Here is a 25924-nt window from a genome sequence, read left to right as displayed (position 1 = left end):
GTGGGCGGCAGCATCAGGTTTTCCTCGGCGGTCAGGCTGGCGAAGATGCCGCGTTCTTCGGGGCAGTAACCCACGCCCATGTGCGCCACCTTGTGCGGCGCCAGCTTGATGGTTTCTTCACCGTTGATGCGGATCGAGCCCTTGCGCGAACCGGTCAGGCCGACGATGGCGCGCATGGTGGTGGTGCGACCGGCGCCGTTGCGGCCCAGCAACGTGACCACCTCACCCTCGTGCACGGTCAGGTTCACGCCATGCAGGATGTGCGACTCGCCATACCAGGCGTGCAGGTTCTCGATTTTCAGGAGTTCTTTGGTCATGCGAAGCTCCGGGGGGGTGTGAGGGCCTTTTCCGTAACAGCCAGGGCCGCGGAACCGGCTTTGCCGGGCCGCAGGCGCAGCGCCCCCCCGGGGGGCAGCGTATTACACGAAGTGAAAAGCGTGGGGGCCAACATCAGTGCGCTCCCTGCAGTTCGGTGTTGGCCGTGCCCATGTAGGCTTCGATCACCAGCGGGTTTTTCGACACTTCGGCGTACGGACCGTCGGCAATGATGGCGCCGCGCTGCAGCACCGTGATGCGGTCGGCAATCGACGAGACCACGTTCATGTTGTGCTCCACCATCAGGATGGTGCGGCCGGCGGAGACCTTCTTGATCAGCTGGGTCACGCGGTCCACGTCTTCATGGCCCATGCCCTGGGTGGGTTCGTCCAGCAGCATCAGCTCGGGCTCGAGCGCCAGCGTGGTGGCCAGCTCCAGCGCGCGTTTGCGGCCATAGGGCAGGTTGACGGTCAGCTCGTCGGCGAAGTCCTGCAGGTCCACCTCGGCCAGCAGCTGGCGGGCGCGTTCATGCAGGGGAAACAGCGTGCTTTCGGCTTTCCAGAAATGAAACGAGGTGCCGAGGTTGCGCTGCAGCGCCGCGCGCACGTTTTCCAGCACGGTCATGTGAGGAAACACCGCCGAGATCTGGAAGGAACGGACAATGCCGCGCCGCGCCGTCTGCGCCGGCTTTTCGGTCGTGATGTCCTTGCCGTTGAACAGGATGGTGCCGGTGGTCGGGTGCAGAAACTTGGTCAGCAGGTTGAAGAAAGTGGTTTTGCCCGCGCCGTTGGGGCCGATCAACGCGTGGATATGGCCGCGCTGGACCTTCAGGTCCACCTGGTTGACGGCCACGAATCCCTTGAATTCCTTGGTCAACCCACGCGTTTCAAGAATGAACTCCGCTGACAAATTGCTCTCCGGCTACAGACATTGAAATGGCGGGCGCACCGGCCCGTCACAGAGAACTGCATGCTAACGAGTCACGTTGTACCGCGTGAGCGGGTTAGGACTTAGGTAGTTTTACGTGCCGGGCTGCCGGAGGGGAACCATGCAGGCGGGGGCGTCCTCTGTCAGGGCGTGATGATGCTACCGTGTCAGGGTTTTGTCAGAAAAAAGCCGGCGGGCGCCGGCCGCTCAGCGCGCGTGGGTCACGCCGCCGTCGACCACCAGCGTGGAGCCGACCACGTAGTCCCCGGCGCGCGAGGCCAGGTAGATGGCGGCGCCGGCCATGTCGGCATCCTGCCCCACACGGCCGGCCGGGATGCGTGCGGCGACCGCCTCGCCATGGTCGCGGGCGTCCTTGTTCATGTCCGAGGCGAAGGCGCCGGGCGCAATCGCGCTGACCACGATGTTGTCCTGGATCAGGCGCAGGGCCATGCGCCGGGTCAGCTGGATCAGGCCGGCCTTGCTCGCCGCATAGGAATAGGTTTCCATGGGGTTGACGGAAATGCCGTCGATGGAGGCAATGTTGATGACCTTGGCGGGGCGTTGCTCGCCGGACTTGCGCAGGGCGGTGATCAGCGCCTGCGTCAGGAAGAAAGGCGTCTTGAGGTTCAGGTCCATCACCTTGTCCCAGCCGCTTTCCGGAAACTCGTCGAACGGGGCGCCCCAGGCGGCGCCGGCGTTGTTGACCAGGATGTCGAGCTGCGGCTCGTGCGCACCATATGCCGCGGCCAGGCCTCTGGCCCCTTCGAGCGTCGAGACATCGGCGGGCAGCGACACGCAGTGCCCCAGGCTGGCCAGCTCCCTGGCGGTCTGGTCGCAGGCCGCGGCCTTGCGCGCCGAGATGTAGACCCGCGCACCCTGCGCCAGGAAGCCGGCGGCAATCATGCGGCCGATGCCGCGCGAACCGCCGGTGATCAGCGCCGTGCGGCCCTGGAGGGAAAAAAGATCGTTCATGGGAGGGCTCCTGTCTGTGGGGGGGGGCGCGGGATTGGCTTGCCTGGCAGCTTATCGCCAGTGCGGCGTCCAGGGCGTCGCCTGCGTGTCTGCGCGGCACGGCGCACGGACGCCTGGTGCACGTTCTTGATCATAAAAAATGGCGCCAGTACTTGATGGGTAAGCGTTATCTGCTATCAAAAAAGAAGTGTCCAAGACCCCGATTCGGAGCCTGGCATCCATGCCGGATCGGCCCGTCCAGCGGGAGTCCGGGTAACAAGCAGGGCCTTTCCAGCAGTCAGGCGCTGGCCGGGGGTAAGGTGGAGGGCTCAGCCACCTGCCAAGGAGTCCTCATGCGTGTCGACATTTACCGCCGGGCCGAAGCCAATCGCCAGTTTTCCTACCTCGCTGTGCCCGAAGGACGGCTGATTCCCCAGGAGGCCACGAACACCGACTGGGAGTCCGAAGCCCGCGCCGTGGAAATGGGTGCCAGCGCCGAGAAGATCAGCCAGTACGCGATTCCCCGCCCCGAGCAGCAAATTGCCGAAAAAGGGTATGCCATCACCAGCGTCAACGGCGCCGGCCGCTGAAAGCGCCTTGCGGCCTGAGACCAGGCCCTGGCACAAGTGATCAGTCGCCGCGCGCTGCGGCGGCCCGGAGTTTGTCTTTCTTGCTGGGGCGTTTGCCCTTGATGCCGCCTGTCGAGGGCGGGCTGCCGGCGCCCTCCGCCGGGGGCTCGACCGGCAGCGGCTCAAACCCTTCAATCTGCTCGAGCGGCAGGCTCGCCTGCTGGCGTTTTTCGATCAGGCGCCAGTGGGCCAGCGTGTCCGCGCTGACAAAACTCAGGGCGACGCCGCGTTCTCCGGCGCGGCCGGTGCGGCCGATACGGTGGACGTACTCCACCGCCGAACGCGGCAGGTCGTAGTTCACCACCACCGGCAGCTGCGCAATGTCCAGGCCGCGGGCCGCCACATCGGTGGCAATCACCACCTTGAGTCGCGAGGCCTTGAAGTCGGCCAGCACCTGCGTGCGTTTTCCCTGGCTCAGTTCGCCATGGAAAGGCTCGGCGTTGATCCGCACCTTGCGCAGCTTGTCGGCGACGATTTCAGCCGCATGTTTGGTGGCCACGAACACCAGCACCCGGCGCCAGCCGTTTAGCTGGATCAGGTGGCGCAGCAGCTGGGTACGCCGTCCGGCGTCCACGGCAATGGCCCGCTGCACGATGTCGGGTGCCTGCTCCGGCCCGGGCAGCATCTCGATGTGGACCGGCTCGCGCAGCAGCGTCTGCGCCAGGGCTTGCACGGCGGGCGGCAGGGTGGCCGAGAAAAACAGGTTCTGGCGCTGTGGGGCGAGCAGGGCGAGGATGCGCCCGAGTTCGTCGGCAAAACCGAGTTCGAAGAGCCGGTCGGCCTCATCGAGCACCAGCGCCGTGACGCCGGACAGGACCAGCGCGTTGTGGTCCACCAGGTCCAGCAGGCGGCCGGGGGTGGCGACCACGATATCGGCTCCGCCGCGCAGGTTCATCATCTGGGGGTTGATGGACACACCGCCAAACACAGTCGCCACCTTCAGGACCTGGGGCAGCTGCTGCGCCAGGCTGCGCACGGTTTCGCCGACCTGCGCCGCGAGTTCGCGTGTGGGGACCAGGACCAGCGCGCGCACCCTGCGCGGCTTCTCGTGCGGGCCCGCCAGCAGTTGCTGCAGCAGCGGCAGCACAAAGGCGGCCGTCTTGCCGGAGCCGGTTTGCGCCGAACCCAGCACATCACGGCCCTGCAGGATGGCGGGGATCGCGGCGGTCTGGATCGGTGTGGGCGCCAGATAACCCTTGGTGCTGACGGCGTGCAGCAGGGCGGGGGACAGGCCCAGTGAGGAAAATGGCATGAAAAGGGAGCTTTGAGGCAGCTTGGTGAGGGTGAAGGTGGATCCGGAGAGCGCCCGCCGTAAAGGACCAGTTTAAGCGCTTGCGCCACGGAGCAGGGCATCGGGCGAAGCCGCATAATCGGAGGTTGGCGCAGTGTTACACGCTATCTGGAACATGAAAATGCGTCTTTTGTGCCATGGCTGCGTTGCAAATCCGCGCGATACCCTGGGTATCGCTGTGGTTTGCGCCTTGCCCTGACCCAAAATCCATCATTTTTATTTGTTCCATCAAGCGTGCAACACTGCACTGGCGAATCACGTCCGTCCGGGCTGATACCAGACCCCCGAAAGGCAACCGTGAAAAAGACATTCCAGCTCAACATCGAAGGCAAAAACCGGGATCGCGTGCTCGACGCCGTCAAGCACGAAATCCGCAAATACGTCAAAAGGCAGCGCCGGGTGCCGCTGCCCGAGGGCGTGGACTACTGGGATTTCGACTGCCGTTTCGGCACCAGCCCGGACAATGCCGCCGTGGTGCATTTCGCAACCATCATGGGCTTGATCGACGCGGTTGCCGCGGAAGGCGGCGCTGCGTTTTACCTCGAACTGCTCGCCAAAGAGGGGCACCGCACAGCCAGGCCCGCGACGGCCCCCGGGGACAGTGCGGACGGGCAGGACGCGTCGTCCTGAAGCTCACTTTGCATTTCCTCGAGTTCGACTACAGCGAAGACGCGCAGGGCGTGGGGACTTTCGACGCGATGGCGTCTGTCCGGCCCGACCAGGTGGCGGCCGTCCGCACGGAAATCGTGCAGGTGCTGGAGTGGGCGCATTCGGCCTTCCCGGGCCTGCAGGCGCCGCTGGACGATGGCGGGGAGTGGGACTTCAACCTGCAGGAGCAGGAAGAGGAGGCGGGTGACCGGTGGTACACGCTGACCCTGTCGATGGGTGGCAGCCCGCAGTTCTGCGCCGCCTTCAGGCAGCAATTCATTTACGCCTGAGTCTCTCAGGCCTGCGGCGGTGGCCGGCCCAGTGCGTGAAAGACCTGGATCGCCGCCCAGGCGTCGTTGGCCGAATACACGATCTGGCTGTCCGTCAGCTGCCGGTTGGCCCAGTTCGAGGTGGTGGCTTTTCTCGACTTGATGAAACGCCGGTTGAACACCACGGCGACCGCGCCGCGGACACCGAGCTCCTTCGCGTAGCCGCGACTCCTGAACACCGCGTTGAGGTCCAGCACATTGCGCGGAGAAACGCCCAGGGTGCGCCGGATCTGCTGATGGTCGCCTGCCAGCCCGAAGCCCACCTTGGCTGCCGTCTCCAGCTCGAGCAGGGCCGACACGGTGTCGCGGCATCCGGCGTCATGCAACTGGAACACCCAGGCCTTGTGCAGGGTGGAAAACTGCACCACATGCGGGCCTTCGGACACCTGGTCCCGGAAGAAAGTCGGTTTCGATTCGGTGTCGAAGCCCAGCACGGCGCTGCTCGCCAGTGACTGGAAGGCCTCATCGGCCTGCTGGCGCGTGGAGACCACAACAATATCGGGCAAGCCGAGCTGCGCCAGGGGCTCGAGCCGGGCAAGCTCCTCCTTGGTCGGAGACGGCAGGTGGGACATGCGGGGGGCCGGCGCTCAGGCCGGGGTGACGACGCTGGGGATGTCCGTGGCCGGCGGCGTGTTGCGGCTGCGGCCGCTGCGCACGATGCCGTCAATCATCACCATGCCCACGCCGGGAATGTCGCCGCGCTGCACGCTGTCGAGCAGATTCAGGCCGGACGAATGCTGAGCCTTGTCCATGAACACGAAGTCGGCATCGCGGCCGACCTCGATCAGGCCGCAGTTGAGCTGGCGAATGCGCGCCGTGTTGCCGGTGGCAAAACAGAAGGCCAGTTCGGCCGGAATGTTGCCCAGGCTGGACAGCAGGGCGATGAGCCGCAACATGCCCAGCGGCTGCACGCCGGAGCCGGCAGGCCCGTCGGTGCCGAGGATCACGCGATGCGGGCATTTGAGCTGCAGCGCGGCCTGCGCCGCCGCAATGGCGACTTTTTCGTTGCCGTTGTGCACGATCTCGATGGCGCGCGAGGACTTTTCACAGAGCTCGCAGACATGCTGCTCGGACAGGGCGGTGTGGCCGCCGTTGATGTGGCCGATCACGTCGGCGTCGGCTTCGAGCACCACGTCCTTGTCGATCAGGCCGGAGCCGGGAATCGACGGGCCACCAGTGTGGATGGTGCTCTGGATGCCGTACTTGCGGGCCCAGGCCACCATCTCCTTGGCTTCGTAGCCGGCCTTGACCGAGCCCAGACCGACTTCACCGAGCAGCGTGACGCCGGCCTCGGCCAGCTCCTTGAAGTCCTGCTCAACCATGCCTTTTTCGATGATGGGGGCGCCGGCCAGCACCTTGACGCCACCGGGGCGGAAGTTGTCGAAAGCACGCTGCGCGGTGATGGCCAGGGCTTTGAGTCCGACGATGTCCTTGGGGCGGCCGGGCAGGTGCACTTCACCGGCTGAAATCATGGTGGTGACGCCGCCGTGCATCGTGGAGTCAATCCAGCCGATCTGGTTTTGCCGCGGCGTCCAGTCCCCGAACACGGGATGGACATGGCTGTCGATCAGGCCCGGGCAGACGCAGGTCTGGTGTGCGTCAATGATGGTCTGCGCGCCCTCGGTGTTGCAGTCCTTGGCCTTGCCGACGGCGACGATCAGTCCGTCATTCACGACAATGGTGTCTGCGTCCAGAATCGGCTGGTCGATGTCGCCGGACAGCAGCAGCCCGATGTTCCTGATCACCACTTTTCCGGATTTTCCGGTCGATACAGCTTCTGCCATGTTGGTTGCCCTCTCAAAGGTCGTGGGTGGGAATGTCCGCCGGCGGTGCGGGCGTGTCAGGGGTTATGCATCACGGTGCGCAGCACGGTGCTGGTGATGAAGGCCTGCCAGTCGGCCAGGGCCTCGGGTGTCTGCAGGTCTTCCCCGAGGAAGGCCGACAGCGTGTGGCGGTTGGAGATGTAGAAATAGCCGGTCGCCGCGATCAGCAGGTAGACATTGCGTGCGGAAATATCGGCGCGGAACACCTTTTTCTTCACGCCGCTTTCCAGCAGCTTCTGGATGATCGCGATCGCGGGCGACGAGTACTCCCGGGCGCGCATGGACTTGGAGATGTGTTTGCCGCGGTGCAGGTTTTCCGTGTTGAGCAGGGTGATGAACTCGGGGTTCTTGCTGTAATAGGTCACGACAAAACGGATCACTTCCTTGAGCGACTCCACCGGCTGCTCCAGGTCAAGGTCGAGCTCCAGCTCGGCATCGTTCATCCGGCGGTACATGTCTTCCAGCACTTCGATGAACAGGCCTTCCTTGCTCCCGAAGTAGTAGTAAATCATCCGGTCGAAGGACTTGGCGGACTGCGAGATCTTTTCCACGCTGCCGCCTTCGTAGCCATAACGCGCAAAGACCTTGGTGGCGGCACGCAGGATGTTGTCGCGCGTGGTTTGCGCGGCCTGCTCCCGCACGCCCGGCCGCTTTGCTGAGGCGAGCCGGGCAGTCGCCGAGCGTGGGGATGTGGTTTTGGTGGCCATGGCGTCAGCTAGCAGGCGATAAGCGTGGAGGTCTTCTCTTCACCAGCCGGGGCCGCGGAGCCGGCTTTGCCGGGCCGCAGGCGTAGCGCCCCCTCGGGGGGTAGCGTACTACGCGAAGCGAGAAGCGTGGGGGCCATATTACTGCTCGGCAAACGCACGCTCGATCACAAAGTCGCCGGGTCTGGAGGTGTTGCCCTCTACAAAGCCGCGTTTCTCGAGCATGTGTTTCAGGTCCTTGAGCATGCCCGGGCTGCCGCAGATCATGACACGGTCCTGCGCGGGGTCCAGCGGAGGCAGCTTCAGGTCTTCAAACATCTTGCCGGTTTCCATCAGGTCGGTGACGCGGCCCATGTTGCGGTAACTTTCGCGCGTCACGGTCGGGTAATACAGCAGCTGTTTGGACACCAGCTCACCGAGGAACTCGTGCTGCGGCAGATGGTCCACGACCAGGTCGTGGTAGGCCAGCTCGTCGGCCTGGCGCACGCCATGCACCAGAACGATTTGCTCGAACTGCTCGTAAGTCGCCGGGTCGCGGATGATGCTCATGAAGGGCGCCAAACCGGTTCCGGTGGACAGCAGGTACAGCCGCTTGCCGGGCAGCAGGTAATCGATCACCAGGGTGCCGGTCGGCTTGCGCCCGACGATGATGGTGTCGCCCACCTTGATGTGCTGAAGCCGCGACGTCAGCGGGCCGTCGGGCACCTTGATGCTCAGAAACTCCAGGTGTTCCTCGTGGTTGGGGCTCACGATGCTGTAGGCCCGCAGCAGCGGCTTGTCGTTGACGCGCAGGCCGATCATCGTGAAATGGCCGTTGCTGAAGCGCAATGACTGGTCGCGGGTGGTCGTGAAAGTAAACAGGCGGTCGGTCCAGTGGTGCACTGACAGGACACGTTCTTCGTTAAAGGCGCTCATGGTGATGGATGGGGGGGGGCTGGAGGTTCGGGTTGAAGGGTTCAGCTGTCGAATTGGATGCTCGCCAGCTTACCGGTTTTGTCTTTCCATTGCTCCGCCGTCGCCAGGGGCGCGATGCGCCTGGAAATGGTGGGCCATTGTCTGGCGAGGCGCTGGTTCAGTTCGAAAAAGGGGGCGAACTGCGCGGGCGTGTCCGTATCGGCATAAATCGCGTTGACCGGACACTCGGGAATACACACGGCACAGTCAATACACTCGTCAGGATCGATCACCAGAAAGTCGGGACCTTCCTTGAAACAGTCGACCGGGCAGACGTCCACACAATCCGTGTATTTGCACTTGATGCAGGCATCGGTGACGACATGGGTCATGAGGTCCTTGAGGAGGTCTGCCGGGAAGGCCGCCGGCGGTCGATGGCCTCAATGTGCCATACAAATGTAGTGAACGCAACATTTAAATGTAGTGTCCCTAACATTTTTTCCGGAAGTCCGGATTTGACGTGTAAACACTATTGCGCGGCCCCTGCGTATGCGCTACATTGATTTCAAATGTAGCAAGTGCAACATCAAAGTTGAGCAAGCGCTACATCCAGAATGGCGCGCAGGATGACGGGCAGTACGAAGGCAAACACGATGACCGAGCATACGAAAACGGACGGCTTACCCGGCATGGATTCCCCGGGGCTTCCCCAGGTCCTGGAAAAGGCCCGGCCGCGCAGCGAGCGGATGAACAGCGAAAAGATCGAGTGCAATGCCTGTCCGGTGCTGTGCCAGATCTCCGACGGCCGCAGCGGAGCCTGCGACAGGTACGCCAACCAGGGCGGCACGCTGATCCGGGTCGATCCCGTGCTGTTGCTGCGCCGCACCCTGGACGGCGGCGAGCCTGTGCTCGTGCCGTTCACCGCCCGTCCTGTTGCCGGGGACACGCCTGATCCGGCCGCATTGCCGGAGGAGCCCCCCTGGAGTGGCGACCTGCTGCTGGCCGACGAGGTCTTCATCACCGGTGTGGGGTCCTCGACAACCTATCCCGACTACAAGCCTGCGCCGTTCATCGTGTCCTCCCAGGCTGCGGGGGTGGACCTCGTGACGGTGGTCACGGAAGGCATCTTCAGCTACTGCAGCCTCAAGGTGAAGATAGATACCGACCGTTTCCTTGGCGCCGAGCAGGCCAATGTGCGCTGCAAGGGCGAAGTGGTGGGCCATGTGACCACGGCGGAGTATGGTTCCCAGATGTTGTCGCTGGGCGGCGTGCACCACTTGACCGGCGGCAGCAAGAAGGAAGGCCGCGTGACAGTCGAGATGATGATGGCATTGGGCAACAAGCAGCCGGCCGAACTCACGATCGACGGCGGCTCCCAGATCCTGATCCAGGCCGGCCGCGCACCCATCGTCAACGGCGTCGAGGAAAAACGCATGCGTGTGGGCTGCGGCTCGGCCACCATCGGCATTTTTGCGAAGCAGTTTTTTGGCAAGCTCGACGAGGTGGTGGTGGTTGACGACCACATCACCGGTGTGCTGACCGAGCACCAGGCTGGCCGCTGTCTGGACATGCGCCCCTCGGGAATCAGGATGCGGGGCCGCAAATCCACGCCGGGACGTTATTTCCAGGTGGCCAACCCCGGCACCGGATGGGGTGGCACGGACATCGACGATCCGCTGGCCATCATCGAAAGCTGGGATGCCGAAGCGGCCTGGCCCGGCCTGCGGCTGCTCATGACATCAACCACCGGCGAGCATGCGAGCTGGTATGTGCTCGACGACAAGCTCCAGCCGGTGGAGCAGGACATGCCCGAAGACGTGCGCCGCATTGTCGAGCGTATCGGCGAAAACTGCGAGCCTTCGCTGACCACCGTGCTTTTCCTGGGCGGCGCCGGCGGCAGCCTGCGCGCCGGTGTCACGGAAAACCCGGTCCTGCTGACACGCGCCATCAAGGATGCGTTGGTCAATGTCACCTGCGGCGGCGCGCCGGCCTATGTCTGGCCGGGCGGCGGCATCACCGTGATGGTCGACGTCATGCGCATGCCGGACAACAGCTTTGGCACCGTGCCCACGCCGGCCATCGTCGCGCCGATTGAATTCAGCATGAAACTTGACGACTACCGTGCGCTGGGTGGCCACATGGACCATGTGCGCACGCTGGAAGATGCACTGCGCCGGGGAGCCTGGCACAACGAAGGTGCGCCCACGGGCCGCCAGTGGCTGCCCTTGCCCGCAGTCAATCCGTGGCCGCTCGCGCGGCCGCCACTGCTGGGCTGAGGCAGGCGACACATGGCTGCCCAACGCACGTTGCTGCCCGACGGCCGCTGGCATTTCCAGCACGGTCCCATGGATATTGTCATTGGTGCGAGCGGCAGTGCCGAGGCGCTGGAGCTGGCGCACACCGATGCCTGGCTGCGTTTTCGCGGCATCCTGGATGAACTGGTGCAGGAGCTGGCCCTCCTGCGGCTTCCCGTGCGCGGCGAATGCCCGGTGCGAGGCCCGGTGGCCAGGCGCATGTGGCATGCCTGTCAGCCTTACAAAAGCAGTTTCATCACCCCGATGGCGGCCGTTGCCGGCGCCGTGGCACAGGAGCTGGTGAGCTGTTATGCCGCGGACGGCATCACGCGCGCATGGATCAACAACGGCGGCGACATTGCTTTGCACCTGACACCTTCCCAGTCGGTGCGCATCGGCCTCTATGCCGATCTTTCGCGGCTGAACATGGGCGAAATTCTTGAGGGGGTGCAGACCGACGGCCAGTTCGAGGTGGCCAGTGGGTTGCCCGTGCGCGGCGTCGCCACCAGCGGCTGGCGCGGCCGCAGTTTTTCACTGGGCATCGCCGACAGTGTCACGGTGCTCGCACGCACCGCGTCCGAGGCTGATGCAGCGGCCACCGTGATTGCCAACGCGGTCGATTTGCGCGATACGCGCATCCGGCGCCGGCCGGCCTGGGAATTGAAGGATGATTGCGACCTGGGTGGCATTCCCGTCACGGTGGATGTGCCGCCGCTGGAGCCGGTGCTGGTGCAGCAGGCCTTGCGGGCGGGCCTGAAGCGCGCGCAGGCCTTGCGCGCCGCGGGCCTGATCTGGTCGGCCGCGCTGGTTTGCCAGAATCAGGTGGTGACCACCGGTGCGGCGGACGCGCTTGCCGTGGAAAACCTGTCTGCAGACGGCCGGGGCATACAAGTTGGTTCAGTATTTGCTTAATGAAATGGATGGACGCCAACCGATGATTGAAATACGACGCATCTTTACGCACGTGGAGCAGATCTGGCACGAGTTCGGCCCGGTCGCCCCGGTGCCGCTGATGCGCGGCGCCATTGCTGCCGTGCTGACCAATCCGTTTGCGGGCCGCTACGAGCCCGACATCCTGCCCATGATGGACGCGCTCCAGCCGGTCGGCATCGACATGGCCGAACGGTTGCGCGCGGCGATGGACGTGCCGGTGGACCGCATCGAGGGTTACGGCAAGGGCGCCATCGTTGGCGCGGCGGGTGAGCTCGAACACGGTGCACTGTGGCACGTTCCCGGCGGTTACGCGATGCGGGAACTTCTGGGCTGGAAGGGTGATGCCGCGGCTTATGCCAAGGGGCAAGGCGAGGAAAAATCCGGACGCCCCGGCAATGCCCTGTCCATCGTGCCCTCCACCAAAAAGGTGGGCGGGCCCGGCACTGCGCTGGATGTGCCGATGACACACATCAATGCCGCCTATGTGCGCAGTCATTTTGACGCGATCGAGGTTCGCGTTCCCGGCGCCCCCCTGCCGGATGAAATTGTCTTTATTCTTGCCATGAGTACCGGTCCCCGGGTCCACGCCCGTGTGGGCGGGCTGGCAGCCCACGCCATCAGCAAGTGGGACGGTCTGCGCTAAAGCGCCATCTACACAACGACAATACGCAAGGAAGAAGCAGCATGACAGCCATGATCAGAAAAATCATCGTCCAGGTCGACGAGACCCGAATGGAAATGGGGCAAGCGGTCCATCCGCCGACGCGGCGCGCGCTGGCCATGGCGGTGATCGCCAATCCGTTTGCCGGCAAGTATGTGGAGAACCTTGACGAGCTGATCGCCATCGGGGAAGAGCTGGGCGGCCTGCTGGGCGCCAAATGTGTGCAGGCGCTGGGCATTTCGCCCGGCCAGGCGCAAAGTTACGGCAAGGCGGCGATTGTCGGCGAGGCCGGAGAACTGGAGCACGCCGCCGCCATCCTGCATCCCAAGCTGGGTGCGCCTCTGCGCCTGGCGGTCGAAAAGGGCGCGGCCCTCGTGCCCTCCAGCAAAAAGCGGGGCGGCCTCGGTACCGCGATCGACGTGCCGCTCGGGCACAAGGACGCGGCTTTTGTGCGCAGCCATTTCGACGCCATGGAGGCGCGTGTCGCCGACGCACCGCGTGCCAATGAAATTGTGGTTGCTGTCGTCGTCACCGACAGCGGCCGGCCACTACCGCGCGTGGGCGGCTTGCAAGTCCACGACATCAAGGGCGAGGACGGGCTGCGGTAAGCTGCGCTCCCCACCGACCATTCCGATCCACGACAAGCAGGAGTTTTTTATGAAGATGCACTACAAAATGCTGGGCGCCATGACTTTTCTGGGTCTGGTGACCTCGCTGGGGACCGCCCACGCGCAGGGGGTCATCAAGATTGGCGAGATCAACAGCTACAAGGCCCAGCCCGCCTTTCTCGAGCCCTACAAAAAGGGCATGGAGCTGGCTGTCGAGGAAATCAATGCCGCCGGCGGCATCAACGGCAAGAAGGTCGAGCTGATTGTCCGTGACGACAACGCCAACCCTGGTGACGCGGTGCGTGCGGCCGAGGAGCTGGTGTCGCGCGAGAAGGTGGATGTGCTCACCGGCTCCTTTCTCTCGCACATCGGCCTGGCGCTGACCGACTTCGCGAAACAGAAGAAATTTTTCTTTCTCGCCGCAGAGCCGCTGACCGACAAGATCGTCTGGCAAAACGGCAACCGCTACACCTACCGCCTGCGCGCTTCCACCTACATGCAGGTGGCCATGCTGGTGCCCGATGCCGCTGCGATGAAGAAAAAACGCTGGGCCGTGGTTTACCCCAACTATGAATACGGCCAGTCCGCCGCCGCCAGCTTCAAGAAGCTGCTCAAAGAGGCGCAGCCCGACGTGGAGTTTGTCGCCGAACAGGCGCCGCCCCTGGGCAAGGTGGACTCCGGCAGCGTGGTGCAGGCCCTGGCCGATGCCAAGCCGGACGCGATTTTTAATGTGCTTTTTGGCGCCGACCTGTCCAAGTTTGTGCGTGAGGGCAACACCCGCGGCCTGTTCCAGGGCCGCGAAGTTGTCAGCCTGCTCACCGGCGAACCCGAGTACCTCGATCCGCTGAAGGACGAGACGCCCAACGGCTGGCTGGTCACCGGTTACCCGTGGTACGGCATCCAGACGCCCGAGCACAAGGCCTTCTTTCTGGCTTACCACGGCAAGTACAAGGACTATCCGCGCCTCGGTTCCGTGGTGGGCTACAGCGCCATCAAGTCGCTGGCCGAAGGCATGAAAAAAGCCAAGTCCACCGACACCGAAAAGATGATCGCGGCCTTCAGCGGCCTGAAGGTCAGCACGCCTTTTGGTCCCGTCGTTTACCGTCCTGAAGACCACCAGTCCACCATGGGCGCCTATGTCGGGCGCACCAAAAACGAGGGTGGCAAGGGTGTGATGGTGGACTACCGTTACATGGACGGCGCGAAATTCCAGCCGTCCGCCGCAGAAATCAAGAAGCTGCGCCCCGCCGACTGAGCCGGCAGGCGCACGGCGACGCCAGTTCGGTCCCGCGCCTTGCGCGCGGATGCCGGCCACAGGTGTCGCCGGCGCTAGTCGCCTGCACGGCGCCCCGTCTGTCATGGCGCCTGCAAGGGGCTGCCTCCTCTCGTAAAAAAGGTAATTCATGAGCTTTTCAGGCTTTGTGGTCCAGTTGCTCAACGGTCTGGCCGGGGCGTCGTCGCTGTTTCTGGTGGCGGTCGGGCTGTCGCTGATTTTTGGCGTGACGCGGATCGTCAACTTCGCGCACGGCTCATTTTTCATGGTCGGCATTTATGTGGCCTATTCGCTGGTGGCCACCCTGGGCGGCACGGTCGGCTTCTGGCCGGCCCTGCTGCTGGCCGCGCTGGCCGTCGGTGTGCTGGGTGCGCTGGTCGAGGTCCTGCTGCTGCGCCGCATCTACCGTGCGCCCGAACTGTTCCAGCTGCTGGCCACCTTTGCGCTGGGCCTGGTGATCAAGGACGGGGTGCTGTGGTTCTGGGGGCCTGAAGAATTGCTGGGCCCGCGGGCGCCCGGCCTGACCGGTTCGGTGTCCATCCTTGGCCGGCAATTTCCGTCCTATGACTTGTTCCTGATCGTTGCCGGCCCGGTGGTGCTCGGCCTGCTCTGGCTGCTGCTGACCAAAACCCGCTGGGGCACGCTGGTGCGCGCCGCCACGCAGGACCGGGAGATGGTCAGCGCGCTCGGCGTCAACCAGGCCTGGCTGTTTACCGCGGTGTTTGCGCTGGGGGCTCTGCTGGCGGGCCTGGGCGGTGCGCTGCAGCTGCCGCGCGAACCAGCCAACCTCGAGATGGACCTTAACATCATCGGCGCCGCCTTTGTGGTGGTGGTGGTCGGCGGCATGGGCTCAATCCCCGGCGCCTATGTGGCGGCACTGCTGATTGCCGAGTTGAAGGCCATCTGCATCTGGCTGGGCCTGGTGGAAATCTGGGGCGTCAGCATTTCGTTTTCCAAACTCACCCTGGTGGTGGAGTTCCTTGTCATGGCCGTCGTGCTGGTGGCCCGGCCCTGGGGCCTGTTCGGCCGGCCCCAGGCGACCAGCCGCCATGCCGGCACGGCCGAGGCGCCCCTGCGGCCGCCCGATCGCCTCTACAAGTTCGGCGGCGCCGCCCTGCTGGCCCTGCTGGTGCTGATGCCTGCGCTGACCGCACAGTCGCCCTACGTAACGGTCCTGCTGATCGACCTGCTGGTGGCCGTGCTGTTTGCAGCCAGCCTGCACTTCATCATGGGCCCGGCGGGCATGCATTCCTTTGGCCATGCGGCCTACTTCGGCCTGGGTGCCTATGGCGCGGCCCTGCTGGTGCGCAGCCTGAACCTGCCGATGGAGGTGGCGCTGGTTGTCGCGCCAGCGCTGGCGGCGCTGGGCGCTTTCATCTATGGCTGGTTCTGCGTGCGTCTGTCGGGCGTGTACCTGGCCATGTTGACGCTGGCGTTTGCCCAGATCACCTGGGCGATCTGTTACCAGTGGGATGCCTTCACCGGTGGCAGCAACGGGCTGACCGGCGTCTGGCCCTCCGAATGGCTGGCCGACAAGAAGATGTACTACTACCTGACGCTGGCACTGGTGGCCGGGGCCGTGTTGATGATGCACCGCATGCTGTACTCACCCTTTGGTTACGCCATGCGTGCTGCACGCGATTCGGTGCTTCGCTCCGACGCGATCGGCATCGACGTCAAGCGCATGCAATGGGTGGCTTTTGTCATCGCCGGCACCTTCGCTGGCCTGGCCGGAGCGCTGTATGCCTTCTCCAAAGGCAGCATTTCCCCGGAAAGCCTGCATGTGAGCAAATCCATCGACGGCCTGGTCATGGTGCTGCTGGGCGGCGTGCAGACGCTGGTGGGCCCCATTGTCGGCGCCGTCACCTTCACCTGGCTGCACGACACGGTGGCGCGCAACACCGACTACTGGCGCGCCATGCTGGGCGCCATCATCCTGATCCTGGTGCTGCTGTTTCCGCAAGGGATTGCCGGCTTTGTCCAGCAACTGCTGTCGCGCTTGCGCGGCGCGAAGGAGGGCCAGTCATGAGCTTGCTCAAAGTATCCGGTCTGGGCAAATCGTTCGGTGGCGTCAAGGCGGTCGACGGTATCAGTTTCGAACTCGCCGCCGGCGAGTTGCTGGCGCTGATCGGGCCCAACGGCGCCGGCAAGTCGACCACCTTCAACATGGTCAATGGCCAGTTGCGGGCCGACGCCGGTTCGATCCAGCTGGGCGGCCAGGAACTGATTGGCCTGGCCCCGCGCGACATCTGGCGGCTTGGCGTGAGCCGGACCTTCCAGATTGCAGAGACCTTTTCGTCCCTGACGGTCGTGGAGAACGTCCAGATGGCGCTGCTGTCCTCGGACCGCAAGTTGTTTTCCATGTGGCGCCGCGCGGCCGGCCACAAGCGCGAGGAGGCGCTGGTGCTGCTCGACCAGGTCAACATGAAGGCCCAGGCCGACCGGCCCTGCAGCGTGCTGGCCTATGGCGACGTCAAACGCGTGGAACTCGCCATGGCCATGGCCAACAACCCCAAGCTGCTGCTGATGGACGAACCCACGGCCGGCATGGCGCCCAGGGAGCGCAACGACCTGATGGCCCTGACCAAACAGCTGGTCGTCGACCGCGGCATGGCGGTGCTGTTCACGGAGCACAGCATGGATGTGGTGTTCGCCTATGCCGACCGCATGATTGTGCTGGCGCGCGGACGGCTGATTGCAGAAGGCAAGCCGCTGGAGATCCGCGATCACCCCAAGGTCCAGGAGGTCTATTTCGGCAGCGGCAAAACCTTCGAGAAAAAGACACTGGAAAAGGATGCCGCCTCATGAGCGCTGTGAACGAAGTCCTGCTGCAGGCCCAGGGCCTGTGCGCCTGGTATGGCGCCGCCCAGATCCTCTACGACGTGGGCATCGAGGTACGGCGCGGTGAAGTGGTGGCCCTGATGGGCCGCAACGGCGCCGGAAAATCGACGACGCTCAAAACGCTGATCGGCATGCTGGACAAGCGGCGCGGCCGTGTTTCCTTCCTGGGCACCGACATTTCAAAAAGCGAACCCCACCATGCGGCGCGCATGGGCCTGGGCTTTGTGCCGGAAGACAGGCGCATCTTCACCGACCTGACGGTGATGGAGAACCTGGAAGTGGGGCGGCAGCCGCCGCGCCGCTGGCCGGACGGCAGCCAGGCGCCGGTCTGGACGCCCGAGCGGCTGTTCAAGCTCTTTCCCAACCTCGGCGAGATGCCGGACCGCCAGGGAGGCCGCATGAGCGGCGGCGAGCAGCAGATGCTGACCGTCGCGCGTACCCTGATGGGCAACCCCTACCTGGTCCTGCTCGACGAGCCCTCGGAAGGTGTGGCGCCGGTGATCGTCGAGCAGATGGCGCACATGATTGTGGAGCTCAAGTCGCAGGGCGTCAGTATCTTGTTGTCCGAACAGAACATGCATTTTGCGGAGCTGGTGTCGGACCGGGCCTATGTGCTCGAAAAAGGCCAGATCCGTTACGACGGTTCCATGGCCGAGCTGTCGGCCAACGAAGAGGTGCGGCGCGCCTACCTCAGTGTCTAGTTCCGTGTTGTTTTAACCCGTTTCAAGGAGATCGCATCATGCATCCAGCTACCCGCAGAACCCTGTTGAAAACCCTGTCCAGCGCCGGCCTTGTGGCGGCGGCCGGCCTGGCCGGCCGCGTGGCTTTTGCCGCCGGCATCAAGCCTGACGCCAGAAGCGCGCTGATTGTTGTCGATGTGCAGAACTGTTTCGTGACCGGGGGCACCTTGCCGGTCAAGGGAGGCGAGGAAGTGGTGCCGGTCATCAACAAACTCGCCGGCGCTTTCGAGAACATCGTGATCACGCAGGACTGGCACACCAAGGGCCACGCGTCCTTTGCCAGCACCCATGCGGGCAGGAAACCCTTCGAAGTCAAAAAACTGGCCTATGGCAACCAGGTGCTGTGGCCTGACCACTGCGTGCAGGGAACGGACGACGCGGCCCTGCACAAGGACCTGGCGCTGCCCACGGCCCAGGTCATCGTGCGCAAGGGCTACCACCAGGAGGTGGACAGCTATTCGGCCTTCACCGAGGCCGACGGCAAGACGCCGACCGGCCTGGGCGGCTACCTCAAGCAGCGCGGCATCAAACGTGTTTTCGTGACCGGGCTGGCGACGGACTTCTGCGTTGCCTGGACCGCGATGGACGCACGCAAGGCGGGCTTCGAGGTCTATGTGATCGAGGATGCCACGCGCGCCATTGACCTGAACGGATCGCTGGCGGCGGCCTGGAAGCAGATGACGGCCAGGGGCGTCAAACGCATCCAGTCCACCGACCTGGCCTGAAGCACGCCCTGACTTGCCACGGGATCCGATGAGCTCGCAGGTCGTGACCTTCAGCGTCAACCGGTTGGCGCGGACGCTGACGGTCTCGGCGCAGGCCTCCCTGCTGGGCGTACTGCGCAACGACCTCGAACTCAACAGCCCCAAATACGGCTGTGGCCTGGGCGAATGCGGCGCCTGCACGGTGCTGGTGGACGGCGTGGCCGCACGTGCCTGCGTGATCCCGGCCGCCGGTGTGGCCGGCCGCGAGATCACCACGCTGGAAGGTCTCGGGTCCCTGGCGGCGCTGCATCCGGTGCAACAGGCTTTTATCGAAGAGCAGGCGGCCCAGTGCGGTTACTGCCTGAGCGGCATGATCATGATGACCAGTGCGTTGCTGGCGCGCAAGCCGGATCCGACGGAGGACGAGATACGCCGCGAGTTGTCCGGCAATTTATGCCGCTGCGGTACCCATCTCGAGATCGTGAACGCTGTGCTGCGTGCGGCAGAACTCACGCGGCAGGCCCTTGCCAAAGACCCCCGGCCATGACCCGCCGCGCCGACACCCCCCTCACACGTGCCGACTTTCATGCCGCAGGCGGCGTGTTGCTGGTCACGCGCGAGCCACCGCCCGCACCACCGACTGCCCAGGGCCAGCCCGCGCTGGTCAGCGGCAATCCGCTCGAAGGCGTTGAAATATTGCTGGCGGTCTGGGACGACGGCAGCGTGACGGCCCTGAACGGCCATGTGGACCTGGGCACCGGCATCCGCACGGCGCTTGGCCAGATCGTCGCCGAAGAACTTGATGTTTCGCTGGACAGCGTCAACATGGTCCTGGGCGACACCACCCGCGCGCCGAATCAGGGCGCGACCATTGCCAGCGCGTCGATACAGATTCATGCCGTGCCCTTACGGGCGGCCGCTGCCCAGGCGCGTGCCTGGCTGGTGGACCGGGCCGCTGGCGTGCTGCAGGTGGACAGGGCGCTGCTGACGGTCGGTGACGGTGTCGTGTCTGTGATCGGCAGTGACGGCCGGTCGGTGGGCTACGGCGCCCTGGTTAAGCAGAAGCATGTGGAACTCACGCTGGCGCTGGATTCGCCGCTGAAATCGCCGGAGGATTACCGCATCGTCGGCACCAGCACGGCGCGGGTGGACATACCGGCCAAGGCCACCGGTGCGCTGACCTTTGTGCACGACATGCGCGTGCCGGGCATGCTGCATGGCCGTGTCGTGCGGCCGCCGTATGCCGGGGCCGACCATGGCGACTTCATCGGCAACACGCTGGAATCGGTCGATGAGTCCTCGATTGCGCACATTCCGGGCATTCGTGCAGTCGTGGTCATCCGCGATTTCATTGGCATCGTCGCCGAGCGCGAGGAGCATGCCGAGCAGGCGTTGCGCGAGCTGCGCGTCCAGTGGAAGCCCTGGCCGGGTCTGACCAATCTTGACGATCTGGAAAACGCCATCCGCGCCAACCCGGCGACGCAGCGCAAACTGATTGACGAGGGTGATGTGGATGCCGCGATGGCGGGCGCCGCGCAGCGTTTGCCGCGCAACTATGTCTGGCCTTACCAGATGCACGGCTCCATCGGTCCCTCGTGTGCGCTGGCGGATTGGCAGGAAAACCGCATGACGGTGTGGGCCGGCAGCCAGAACCCGCACGTGCTGCGCGCCGACCTGTCGCGGCTCACGGGGCTGGCGGATATGGCCATCGACGTGATCCGCATGGAGGCGGCCGGCTGTTACGGACGCAACTGTGCCGACGACGTGGCGGCCGATGCCGCCCTGCTCTCGCGCGCGGTCGGCGCGCCGGTGCGGGTGCAGCTGACGCGCGAGCAGGAGCATGCCTGGGAGCCCAAGGGCGCGGCCCAGCTCATGCAGGTCAACGGCGGGCTGAACGCCGACGGATCCGTTGCCGCGTATGACTTCCAGACCTCCTACCCGTCCAACGGCGCACCGACGCTGGCGCTGCTGCTCACGCGCACCGTCGAACCGGTGGCGCGCGCCTACGAAATGGGCGACCGCAGTGCCCGCCCGCCTTACGACTACGAGAACCTGCGCGTGTCGGTCAACGACATGCCGCCCATGCTGCGCGCCTCCTGGCTGCGCGGTGTGTCGGCCCTGCCCAATTCCTTTGCACACGAGTCCTACATCGACGAGCTGGCCACGGCGGCCGGCGTGGACCCGGTCGAGTTCCGGCTGCGTTACCTGAGCGAGCCGCGCGCGGCGGAACTGCTGCGCGCCACGGCCGATCGTGCCGGCTGGACGGTTCATACGCAGCCGCAGCAACAGACGGGGGAACCAGGCGATACGCCCGACATCGTGCACGGCCAGGGCGTCGCTTACGCGCGTTATGTGCACAGCAAATGGCCGGGTTATGGCGCGGCCTGGGCGGCCTGGGTCGCCGATGTCGAAGTCAACCGCAGGACCGGTGAAGTGCAGGTCAGGCGCGTGGTGGTCGGTCACGACGCCGGCACCCTGATCAACCCCGCCGGTGTGCAGCACCAGATCCATGGCAACGTGGTGCAGACCACCAGCCGGGCGCTGACCGAACAGGTCAGCCTGAACCCGACAACGAACACCGTGGCCAGCCTGGAGTGGGGCAGCTACCCCATCCTGAGTTTCCGGGATGTGCCGGTGATCGAGGTGGTGACCATGGCACGGCCGGGTGAGCCGCCGCTGGGCGCGGGGGAGTCGGCCTCGGTGCCCGGCACGGCGGCGATTGCCAATGCGATTTTTGACGCGACCGGCGTGCGCTTTCGCCAGCCTCCTTTCACCGCGGAGGTGGTGCGTGCTGCGCTGCAACCGGCGCCCGGTCAGGTGCCGGCCGTGTCGCCCGCCCTGGCCGCGCCGTCCCCGTTGACCCGCCCGCCTGACAGCGCGCCCTGGCCCCAGAGCCTGGGCCGCTGGTCGCGTGCCGGCGCGATGCTCGCCGGCGTGTTCGGCCTGGCGGCCGCCCTGCTGGGCTGGCGGCCCGCGATTGCGCCGGTGTTGTCCGGCGGTTCATCGATCTACACCGCGGCGACGATTGAACGCGGCCGGCAACTGGCGGCGGCCGGCGACTGTGTGGTGTGCCACACCGCGCCGGGCGGCGTGCCGAACGCCGGCGGCCGGGCCATGGAGACGCCCTTCGGCAAGATAGTCACCACCAACCTGACGCCCGATGCCCAGACCGGCATCGGCCTGTGGTCCTTCAGCGCCTTCCAGCGCGCCATGCGTGAAGGCATCTCGCGCGATGGCCACCACCTGTACCCGGCCTTTCCCTACACGGCCTTTGCCAAAACCAGCGACGAAGACCTGACCGCGCTGTATGCCTACCTGATGGCGCAGCCGGCCGTGCGTTCGGAGACACCCGCCACGCAGCTGGCTTTTCCCTTCAATGTGCGACCCCTCATGGCGGCCTGGAATGCGATGTTTCACGACCCGGCGCCTTACCGCATGGACCCGACCCAAACCGTGGAATGGAACCGCGGCGCCTACCTGGTCAACGGCCTGGGCCATTGCGGCGCCTGCCACACGCCGCGCAATGCACTGGGTGCCGAACGCGGTGGCCAGGCCTTCCTGTCCGGTGCCGTGGTCGATGGCTGGGAAGCGCCCGCGCTGACGGCTTTGTCGCGCGCGCCCGTGCCCTGGACCGCCGGCGAGTTGTACCGCTACCTGCGCCAGGGCTACAGCCTGCAGCACGGCGCTGCCGCCGGCCCCATGGGTCCGGTGGTCAAGGAACTCGGTGCCTTGCCCGACGACGACATCCGGGCCATGGCCAGCTACCTGACCTCGTTCAACCAACCCCTGGCCGAGCCCGAGAGCGCCGAACGCGCCAGGCAGGTGGTGTTGTCCGCGCAGCAGAGCGGCGCTGCGCTGCCCGGCCCCGGCCAGCGCCTGTTCAACGGCGCCTGTGCCTCCTGCCACCACGACGGGGACGGACCGAAGCTGCTGGGTGTCAATGTGCCGCTGGCGCTCAACAGCAAGATGCTCAGCGAGCGACCCGACAACCTGATTCGCGTGATTCTGGACGGCATTCGCGCACCCGCGACGACTGAGATTGGCTTCATGCCGGCTTTCCGCCACAGCCTGGACGACGCGCAGATCGCCACGCTGGCGGGTTACATGCGCAGCCGGTATGCGCCGGGGCAGGCTGCGTGGAAAGATCTGCCGGCCGCCGTATCGCGCCTGCGCGCCACGGCGGGAAGCCATGAGGGGGCGGCCGAATTGCTATCAAATAAATAGCTGCTTGTGCCTGCCAGTCTTGGGTTGGAGGTCTTTTTTATCTCAAAACTTAACTACTCAGGTAGTCTGGGCTGGTTTTACTCCCTCTCCCCCTGGGAGAGGGCGGGGTGAGGGCTGGCGGCCTGTGCGATAGCGCTATCGTAGGTTGTGGCTTGCTGGCCCTCACCCCAACCCTCTCCCAGAGGGCGAGGGGGAGAAAAGGGTGCTGCATGCAGCGACCTGAGCCGTTACCTCAAAACCCAGAATTTTCCGGTACAGGCGCTCAGGCAGCCGTTGGCACGCCCAGCCATTGCGCCAGCACCTCAGCCGTGTGCTGCCCCAGCATGGGCGGCGGCCGTTGGTAAGCCACCGGTGAGCCGGACAGGCGGATCGGGTTGGCCACCAGCGGCACGCTGCCAGCCAGCGCGTGCGGCATGTCAATGTGCAGGCCGCGCGAACGCACCTGCGGGTCCGCAAAGACTTCATCGATGCGGTTGATCGGACCGCAGGGCACACCAGCGGCTTCCAGCGCTGTTATCCATTCGGCCGAAGTCCGCATCACCGTGGCCTGGCGCAGCAGGGGCACCAGCACCGCACGGTTCGCCACACGCTGCGCGTTGGTGGAGAAACGTTCGTCGGCCGACCATTCGGGGTGGCCCGCGACCTTGCAGAATTTGGCGAACTGCTCGTCGTTGCCCACCGCGAGGATGATGTCGCCATCTGCCGTTGGAAAGTCCTGGTAGGGCACGATGTTTGGATGTGCATTGCCCATGCGGCGCGGCACGACATTCCCGGCCAGGTAGTTCGAGGCCTGGTTCGCCAGGCAGGCGATCTGCACGTCCAGCAGCGCCAAATCGATGTGTTGTCCCAGTCCGGATTTTTCGCGCTCGGCCAGGGCGGCCTGCACGGCAATCGTGGCATAGAGGCCGGTCATGATGTCGGTCAGGGCCACGCCGACTTTCTGCGGGCCGGCGCCGGGCTCGCCGTCAGGGCGGCCGGTCACACTCATCAGCCCGCCCATGCCCTGGATCAGGAAGTCGTAGCCGGCGCGCGCCGCGTAAGGACCGGTCTGGCCGAAGCCGGTGATGGAGCAGTAGACCAGGCGCGGGTTGGCGGCGCTCAGGCTGGCGTAGTCGAGTCCGTAACGCTTGAGCCCGCCGACCTTGAAGTTTTCCAGCACCACGTCGGCCTGCTGCGCCAGCGCGCGCACCTGCGCCTGCCCTGCGGGCGTGGCGATGTCGATGGCGACCGAACGCTTGTTGCGGTTGGCGCAGAGAAAGTAAGCGGCCTCGGTGGTGTCCCGGCCCGAGCCGTCCTTCAGGTAGGGCGGACCCCAGGCGCGCGTGTCGTCACCGCCCTGCGGTTTTTCGACCTTCACGACGTCTGCGCCCAGGTCGGCGAGCAGTTGCCCGGCCCAAGGGCCGGCGAGCACACGCGACAGATCCAGCACCCGGACGCCGGTCAGCGGCGGCGGGCGAACAGCGGGGGCTGTCATGGCTTCAGGAAAACGCGGCGATGCCGGTGATGGCGCGGCCCAGGATCAGCGCATGCACGTCGTGCGTGCCTTCGTAGGTGTTGACCACTTCAAGGTTGACCAGGTGCCGCGCCACGCCGAACTCGTCGCTGATGCCGTTGCCGCCCAGCATGTCGCGCGCCATGCGGGCAATGTCGAGCGCCTTGCCGCAGGAGTTGCGTTTCATGATGGAGGTGATTTCGACCGCGGCCGTGCCTTCGTCCTTCATGCGGCCCAGGCGCAGGCAGCCTTGCAGGCCGAGCGCGATTTCGGTTTCCATGTCGGCGAGTTTTTTCTGGATCAGCTGGTTGGCGGCCAGCGGGCGGCCGAACTGCTTGCGGTCCAGCGTGTACTGGCGCGCCTTGTAGAAGCAGTCCTCGGCCGCGCCCAACGCGCCCCAGGCGATGCCGTAACGGGCCGAGTTGAGGCAGGTGAAAGGGCCCTTGAGGCCGCGCACGTCGGGGAAGGCGTTTTCCTCGGGACAGAACACCTCGTCCATGACGATTTCGCCGGTGATGGAGGCGCGCAGGCCGACCTTGCCGTGCACGGCCGGCGCGCTCAGGCCTTTCCAACCTTTTTCCAGCACAAAGCCGCGAATGGCGCCTTCATCGTCCTTGGCCCAGACCACAAACACGTCGGCGATCGGGCTGTTGGTGATCCACATCTTGGCGCCCGAGAGCTTGTAGCCGCCGTCCACCTTTTTGGCACGCGTGATCATGCTGCCGGGGTCGGAGCCGTGGTTGGGCTCGGTCAGGCCGAAGCAGCCTATCCATTCGCCGGTGGCCAGTTTCGGCAGGTATTTCTGTTTCGTGGCTTCATTGCCGAACTCGTTGATCGGCACCATCACCAGCGAGGACTGCACACTCATCATGGAGCGGTAGCCGGAGTCGACGCGTTCGACCTCGCGCGCGGCCAGGCCATAGCAGACGTAGTTCAGGCCGGCGCCGCCGTAGGCTTCGGGGATGGTGCTGCCGAGCAGGCCCAGCGAACCCATTTCGCGAAAAATCGCCACATCGGTGCGCTCATGGCGGAAGGCTTCCAGCACGCGCGGTGCCAGTTGCTCCTGGCAGTAAGCGCTCGCGGTGTCGCGCACCATGCGTTCGTCGTCGGTCAGCTGCTGGTCGAGCAGCAAGGGGTCGGCCCAGTGGAAGCTGGCTTTTTGGGGGCTGGGGCTCATGGGGAATCTCCAAAAGGGGGTGGGAGGCCTGTCTGTGTGCATAAATCGCAACTCAGGAGGCCGGGGCAGGGATGTCGATGGCTCGAGCATACGCGCAGCCCACCACCCGGCGCAACCGATGATTTGGCACGGGTTTGTGCAAAAATGGAACTCCAAGCAAGCCGCCCAGGCAGGAGCCCGCCATGCGACGAAAAATCCCCTCCACCACGGCGCTGGCGCTGTTCGAGTCAGCCGCCCGGCATCAGAGTTTTACCCAGGCGGCGCAGGAGCACGCCGTCACCCAGAGCGCGGTGTGCCGCCAGATCGCCGGTCTGGAAGACTTTCTGAGCGTGAAGCTGTTCAGGCGCACCAAACGCGGGGTGTTGCTCACTGAAGCGGGCACCAACTACGCCCGCAACGTGCGCGCAAGACTCGATGACGTGGAGCGCGATACGCTGGCATTGATGGCCAAGGGCGGGGCGGGCGG

The 25924-nt window shown here is 65.1% G+C and carries 26 protein-coding genes; 15 read left to right on the top strand and 11 right to left on the bottom strand.

Annotation, left to right across the window (positions count from 1 at the left end):
• The 3 genes from B7G52_RS20595 to B7G52_RS20585 all read right to left on the bottom strand — a co-directional run.
• On the bottom strand, window positions 1-317 hold a 317-nt coding region (locus tag B7G52_RS20595), incomplete at its 3' end, for an ATP-binding cassette domain-containing protein (RefSeq protein ID WP_141397513.1).
• A gap of 133 nt (window positions 318-450) precedes the next feature.
• Entirely contained in the window at window positions 451-1224 is a 774-nt protein-coding gene (locus tag B7G52_RS20590; protein WP_096699552.1) for an ABC transporter ATP-binding protein, read from the bottom strand.
• Between the two features lie 225 nt (window positions 1225-1449).
• A complete protein-coding gene (locus tag B7G52_RS20585) occupies window positions 1450-2214 on the bottom strand; it encodes an SDR family oxidoreductase (RefSeq protein WP_096699551.1) in 765 nt (254 codons plus the stop codon).
• Between the two features lie 332 nt (window positions 2215-2546).
• On the opposite strand from B7G52_RS20585, the gene B7G52_RS20580 reads away from it, so the two are divergent.
• Window positions 2547-2783, top strand: a complete 237-nt coding sequence (locus B7G52_RS20580) for a DUF6139 family protein (RefSeq protein ID WP_096670790.1) — start codon at window positions 2547-2549, stop codon at window positions 2781-2783.
• Between the two features lie 40 nt (window positions 2784-2823).
• On the opposite strand, the gene B7G52_RS20575 is transcribed toward B7G52_RS20580, so the two are convergent.
• Window positions 2824-4074, bottom strand: coding sequence for a DEAD/DEAH box helicase (locus B7G52_RS20575; protein ID WP_096699550.1), 1251 nt, complete (start codon window positions 4072-4074; stop codon window positions 2824-2826).
• Between the two features lie 336 nt (window positions 4075-4410).
• Here B7G52_RS20575 and B7G52_RS20570 point away from each other — a divergent pair, with 336 nt between their 5' ends.
• A complete protein-coding gene (locus B7G52_RS20570; RefSeq protein ID WP_096699549.1) occupies window positions 4411-4743 on the top strand; it encodes a DUF6172 family protein in 333 nt (110 codons plus the stop codon).
• A gap of 8 nt (window positions 4744-4751) precedes the next feature.
• Entirely contained in the window at window positions 4752-5051 is a 300-nt protein-coding gene (locus tag B7G52_RS20565; protein ID WP_240523555.1) for a hypothetical protein, read from the top strand.
• A gap of 5 nt (window positions 5052-5056) precedes the next feature.
• Here B7G52_RS20565 and B7G52_RS20560 read toward each other — a convergent pair whose 3' ends face one another.
• From B7G52_RS20560 to fdxA, 5 genes are all read right to left on the bottom strand, one after another.
• Window positions 5057-5662, bottom strand: a complete 606-nt coding sequence (locus B7G52_RS20560) for a 3'-5' exonuclease (protein WP_141397512.1) — start codon at window positions 5660-5662, stop codon at window positions 5057-5059.
• A 15-nt stretch (window positions 5663-5677) separates the two neighbouring features.
• Window positions 5678-6874, bottom strand: coding sequence for an amidohydrolase family protein (locus B7G52_RS20555; RefSeq protein ID WP_096699548.1), 1197 nt, complete (start codon window positions 6872-6874; stop codon window positions 5678-5680).
• Between the two features lie 56 nt (window positions 6875-6930).
• Window positions 6931-7620 carry a TetR/AcrR family transcriptional regulator gene (locus B7G52_RS20550; protein ID WP_096699547.1) on the bottom strand — a complete coding sequence of 230 codons (690 nt, stop codon included), beginning with the start codon at window positions 7618-7620 and terminating at the stop codon, window positions 6931-6933.
• Between the two features lie 138 nt (window positions 7621-7758).
• Window positions 7759-8532, bottom strand: a complete 774-nt coding sequence (locus tag B7G52_RS20545) for a ferredoxin--NADP reductase (protein ID WP_096699546.1) — start codon at window positions 8530-8532, stop codon at window positions 7759-7761.
• Between the two features lie 41 nt (window positions 8533-8573).
• Complete coding sequence (fdxA, locus tag B7G52_RS20540; protein WP_096699545.1) at window positions 8574-8903, bottom strand: ferredoxin FdxA; 330 nt, start codon at window positions 8901-8903, stop codon at window positions 8574-8576.
• A 261-nt stretch (window positions 8904-9164) separates the two neighbouring features.
• On the opposite strand from fdxA, the gene B7G52_RS20535 reads away from it, so the two are divergent.
• The 11 genes from B7G52_RS20535 to B7G52_RS20485 all read left to right on the top strand — a co-directional run bounded on the left by B7G52_RS20535 (window position 9165) and on the right by B7G52_RS20485 (window position 22789).
• Window positions 9165-10787, top strand: coding sequence for a 6-hydroxynicotinate reductase (locus B7G52_RS20535; RefSeq protein ID WP_096699544.1), 1623 nt, complete (start codon window positions 9165-9167; stop codon window positions 10785-10787).
• 12 nt (window positions 10788-10799) lie between these two features.
• Complete coding sequence (locus tag B7G52_RS20530; RefSeq protein WP_096699543.1) at window positions 10800-11717, top strand: UPF0280 family protein; 918 nt, start codon at window positions 10800-10802, stop codon at window positions 11715-11717.
• A gap of 22 nt (window positions 11718-11739) precedes the next feature.
• Window positions 11740-12381 (top strand): amino acid synthesis family protein, encoded by a 642-nt coding sequence (locus tag B7G52_RS20525; protein ID WP_096699542.1) that lies wholly within the window; start codon window positions 11740-11742, stop codon window positions 12379-12381.
• 41 nt (window positions 12382-12422) lie between these two features.
• The gene (locus B7G52_RS20520) at window positions 12423-13007 is read left to right on the top strand and encodes an amino acid synthesis family protein (RefSeq protein ID WP_096699541.1); all 585 of its coding nucleotides are present in this window, start codon (window positions 12423-12425) and stop codon (window positions 13005-13007) included.
• A gap of 55 nt (window positions 13008-13062) precedes the next feature.
• A complete protein-coding gene (locus tag B7G52_RS20515) occupies window positions 13063-14262 on the top strand; it encodes an ABC transporter substrate-binding protein (RefSeq protein ID WP_371329049.1) in 1200 nt (399 codons plus the stop codon).
• 148 nt (window positions 14263-14410) lie between these two features.
• Window positions 14411-16309: an ABC transporter permease gene (locus B7G52_RS20510; protein ID WP_096699539.1), complete on the top strand. Its 1899-nt coding sequence runs from the start codon at window positions 14411-14413 to the stop codon at window positions 16307-16309.
• Complete coding sequence (locus B7G52_RS20505) at window positions 16306-17088, top strand: ABC transporter ATP-binding protein (protein ID WP_096699538.1); 783 nt, start codon at window positions 16306-16308, stop codon at window positions 17086-17088. The genes B7G52_RS20510 and B7G52_RS20505 overlap by 4 nt, the downstream gene beginning before the upstream one ends.
• Entirely contained in the window at window positions 17085-17822 is a 738-nt protein-coding gene (locus tag B7G52_RS20500; RefSeq protein ID WP_096699537.1) for an ABC transporter ATP-binding protein, read from the top strand. Before B7G52_RS20505 ends, B7G52_RS20500 begins: the two co-directional genes overlap by 4 nt.
• A gap of 38 nt (window positions 17823-17860) precedes the next feature.
• Entirely contained in the window at window positions 17861-18586 is a 726-nt protein-coding gene (gene pncA, locus B7G52_RS20495; RefSeq protein WP_096699536.1) for a bifunctional nicotinamidase/pyrazinamidase, read from the top strand.
• A gap of 28 nt (window positions 18587-18614) precedes the next feature.
• On the top strand, window positions 18615-19112 hold the full coding sequence (locus B7G52_RS20490) for a (2Fe-2S)-binding protein (RefSeq protein ID WP_096699535.1): 498 nt from the start codon (window positions 18615-18617) through the stop codon (window positions 19110-19112).
• Window positions 19109-22789, top strand: a complete 3681-nt coding sequence (locus B7G52_RS20485) for a molybdopterin cofactor-binding domain-containing protein (RefSeq protein WP_096699534.1) — start codon at window positions 19109-19111, stop codon at window positions 22787-22789. Before B7G52_RS20490 ends, B7G52_RS20485 begins: the two co-directional genes overlap by 4 nt.
• Before the next feature lie 262 nt (window positions 22790-23051).
• Here the strand turns inward: B7G52_RS20485 and B7G52_RS20480 are convergent, their stop codons facing one another.
• Window positions 23052-24263: a CaiB/BaiF CoA-transferase family protein gene (locus tag B7G52_RS20480; RefSeq protein WP_096699533.1), complete on the bottom strand. Its 1212-nt coding sequence runs from the start codon at window positions 24261-24263 to the stop codon at window positions 23052-23054.
• A gap of 4 nt (window positions 24264-24267) precedes the next feature.
• Window positions 24268-25458: an acyl-CoA dehydrogenase gene (locus B7G52_RS20475; RefSeq protein ID WP_096699532.1), complete on the bottom strand. Its 1191-nt coding sequence runs from the start codon at window positions 25456-25458 to the stop codon at window positions 24268-24270.
• A gap of 182 nt (window positions 25459-25640) precedes the next feature.
• Here B7G52_RS20475 and B7G52_RS20470 point away from each other — a divergent pair.
• Window positions 25641-25924 (top strand): LysR family transcriptional regulator (locus B7G52_RS20470; protein WP_141397511.1); only part of this gene is annotated, 284 nt, incomplete at its 3' end.

This window comes from Polaromonas sp. AER18D-145 (genome assembly GCF_002379095.1).
Classification (GTDB): domain Bacteria; phylum Pseudomonadota; class Gammaproteobacteria; order Burkholderiales; family Burkholderiaceae_C; genus Polaromonas.
The sequence above is the reverse complement of the archived record's forward strand: the minus strand, read 5'-3'. Positions and strand labels throughout refer to the sequence as shown.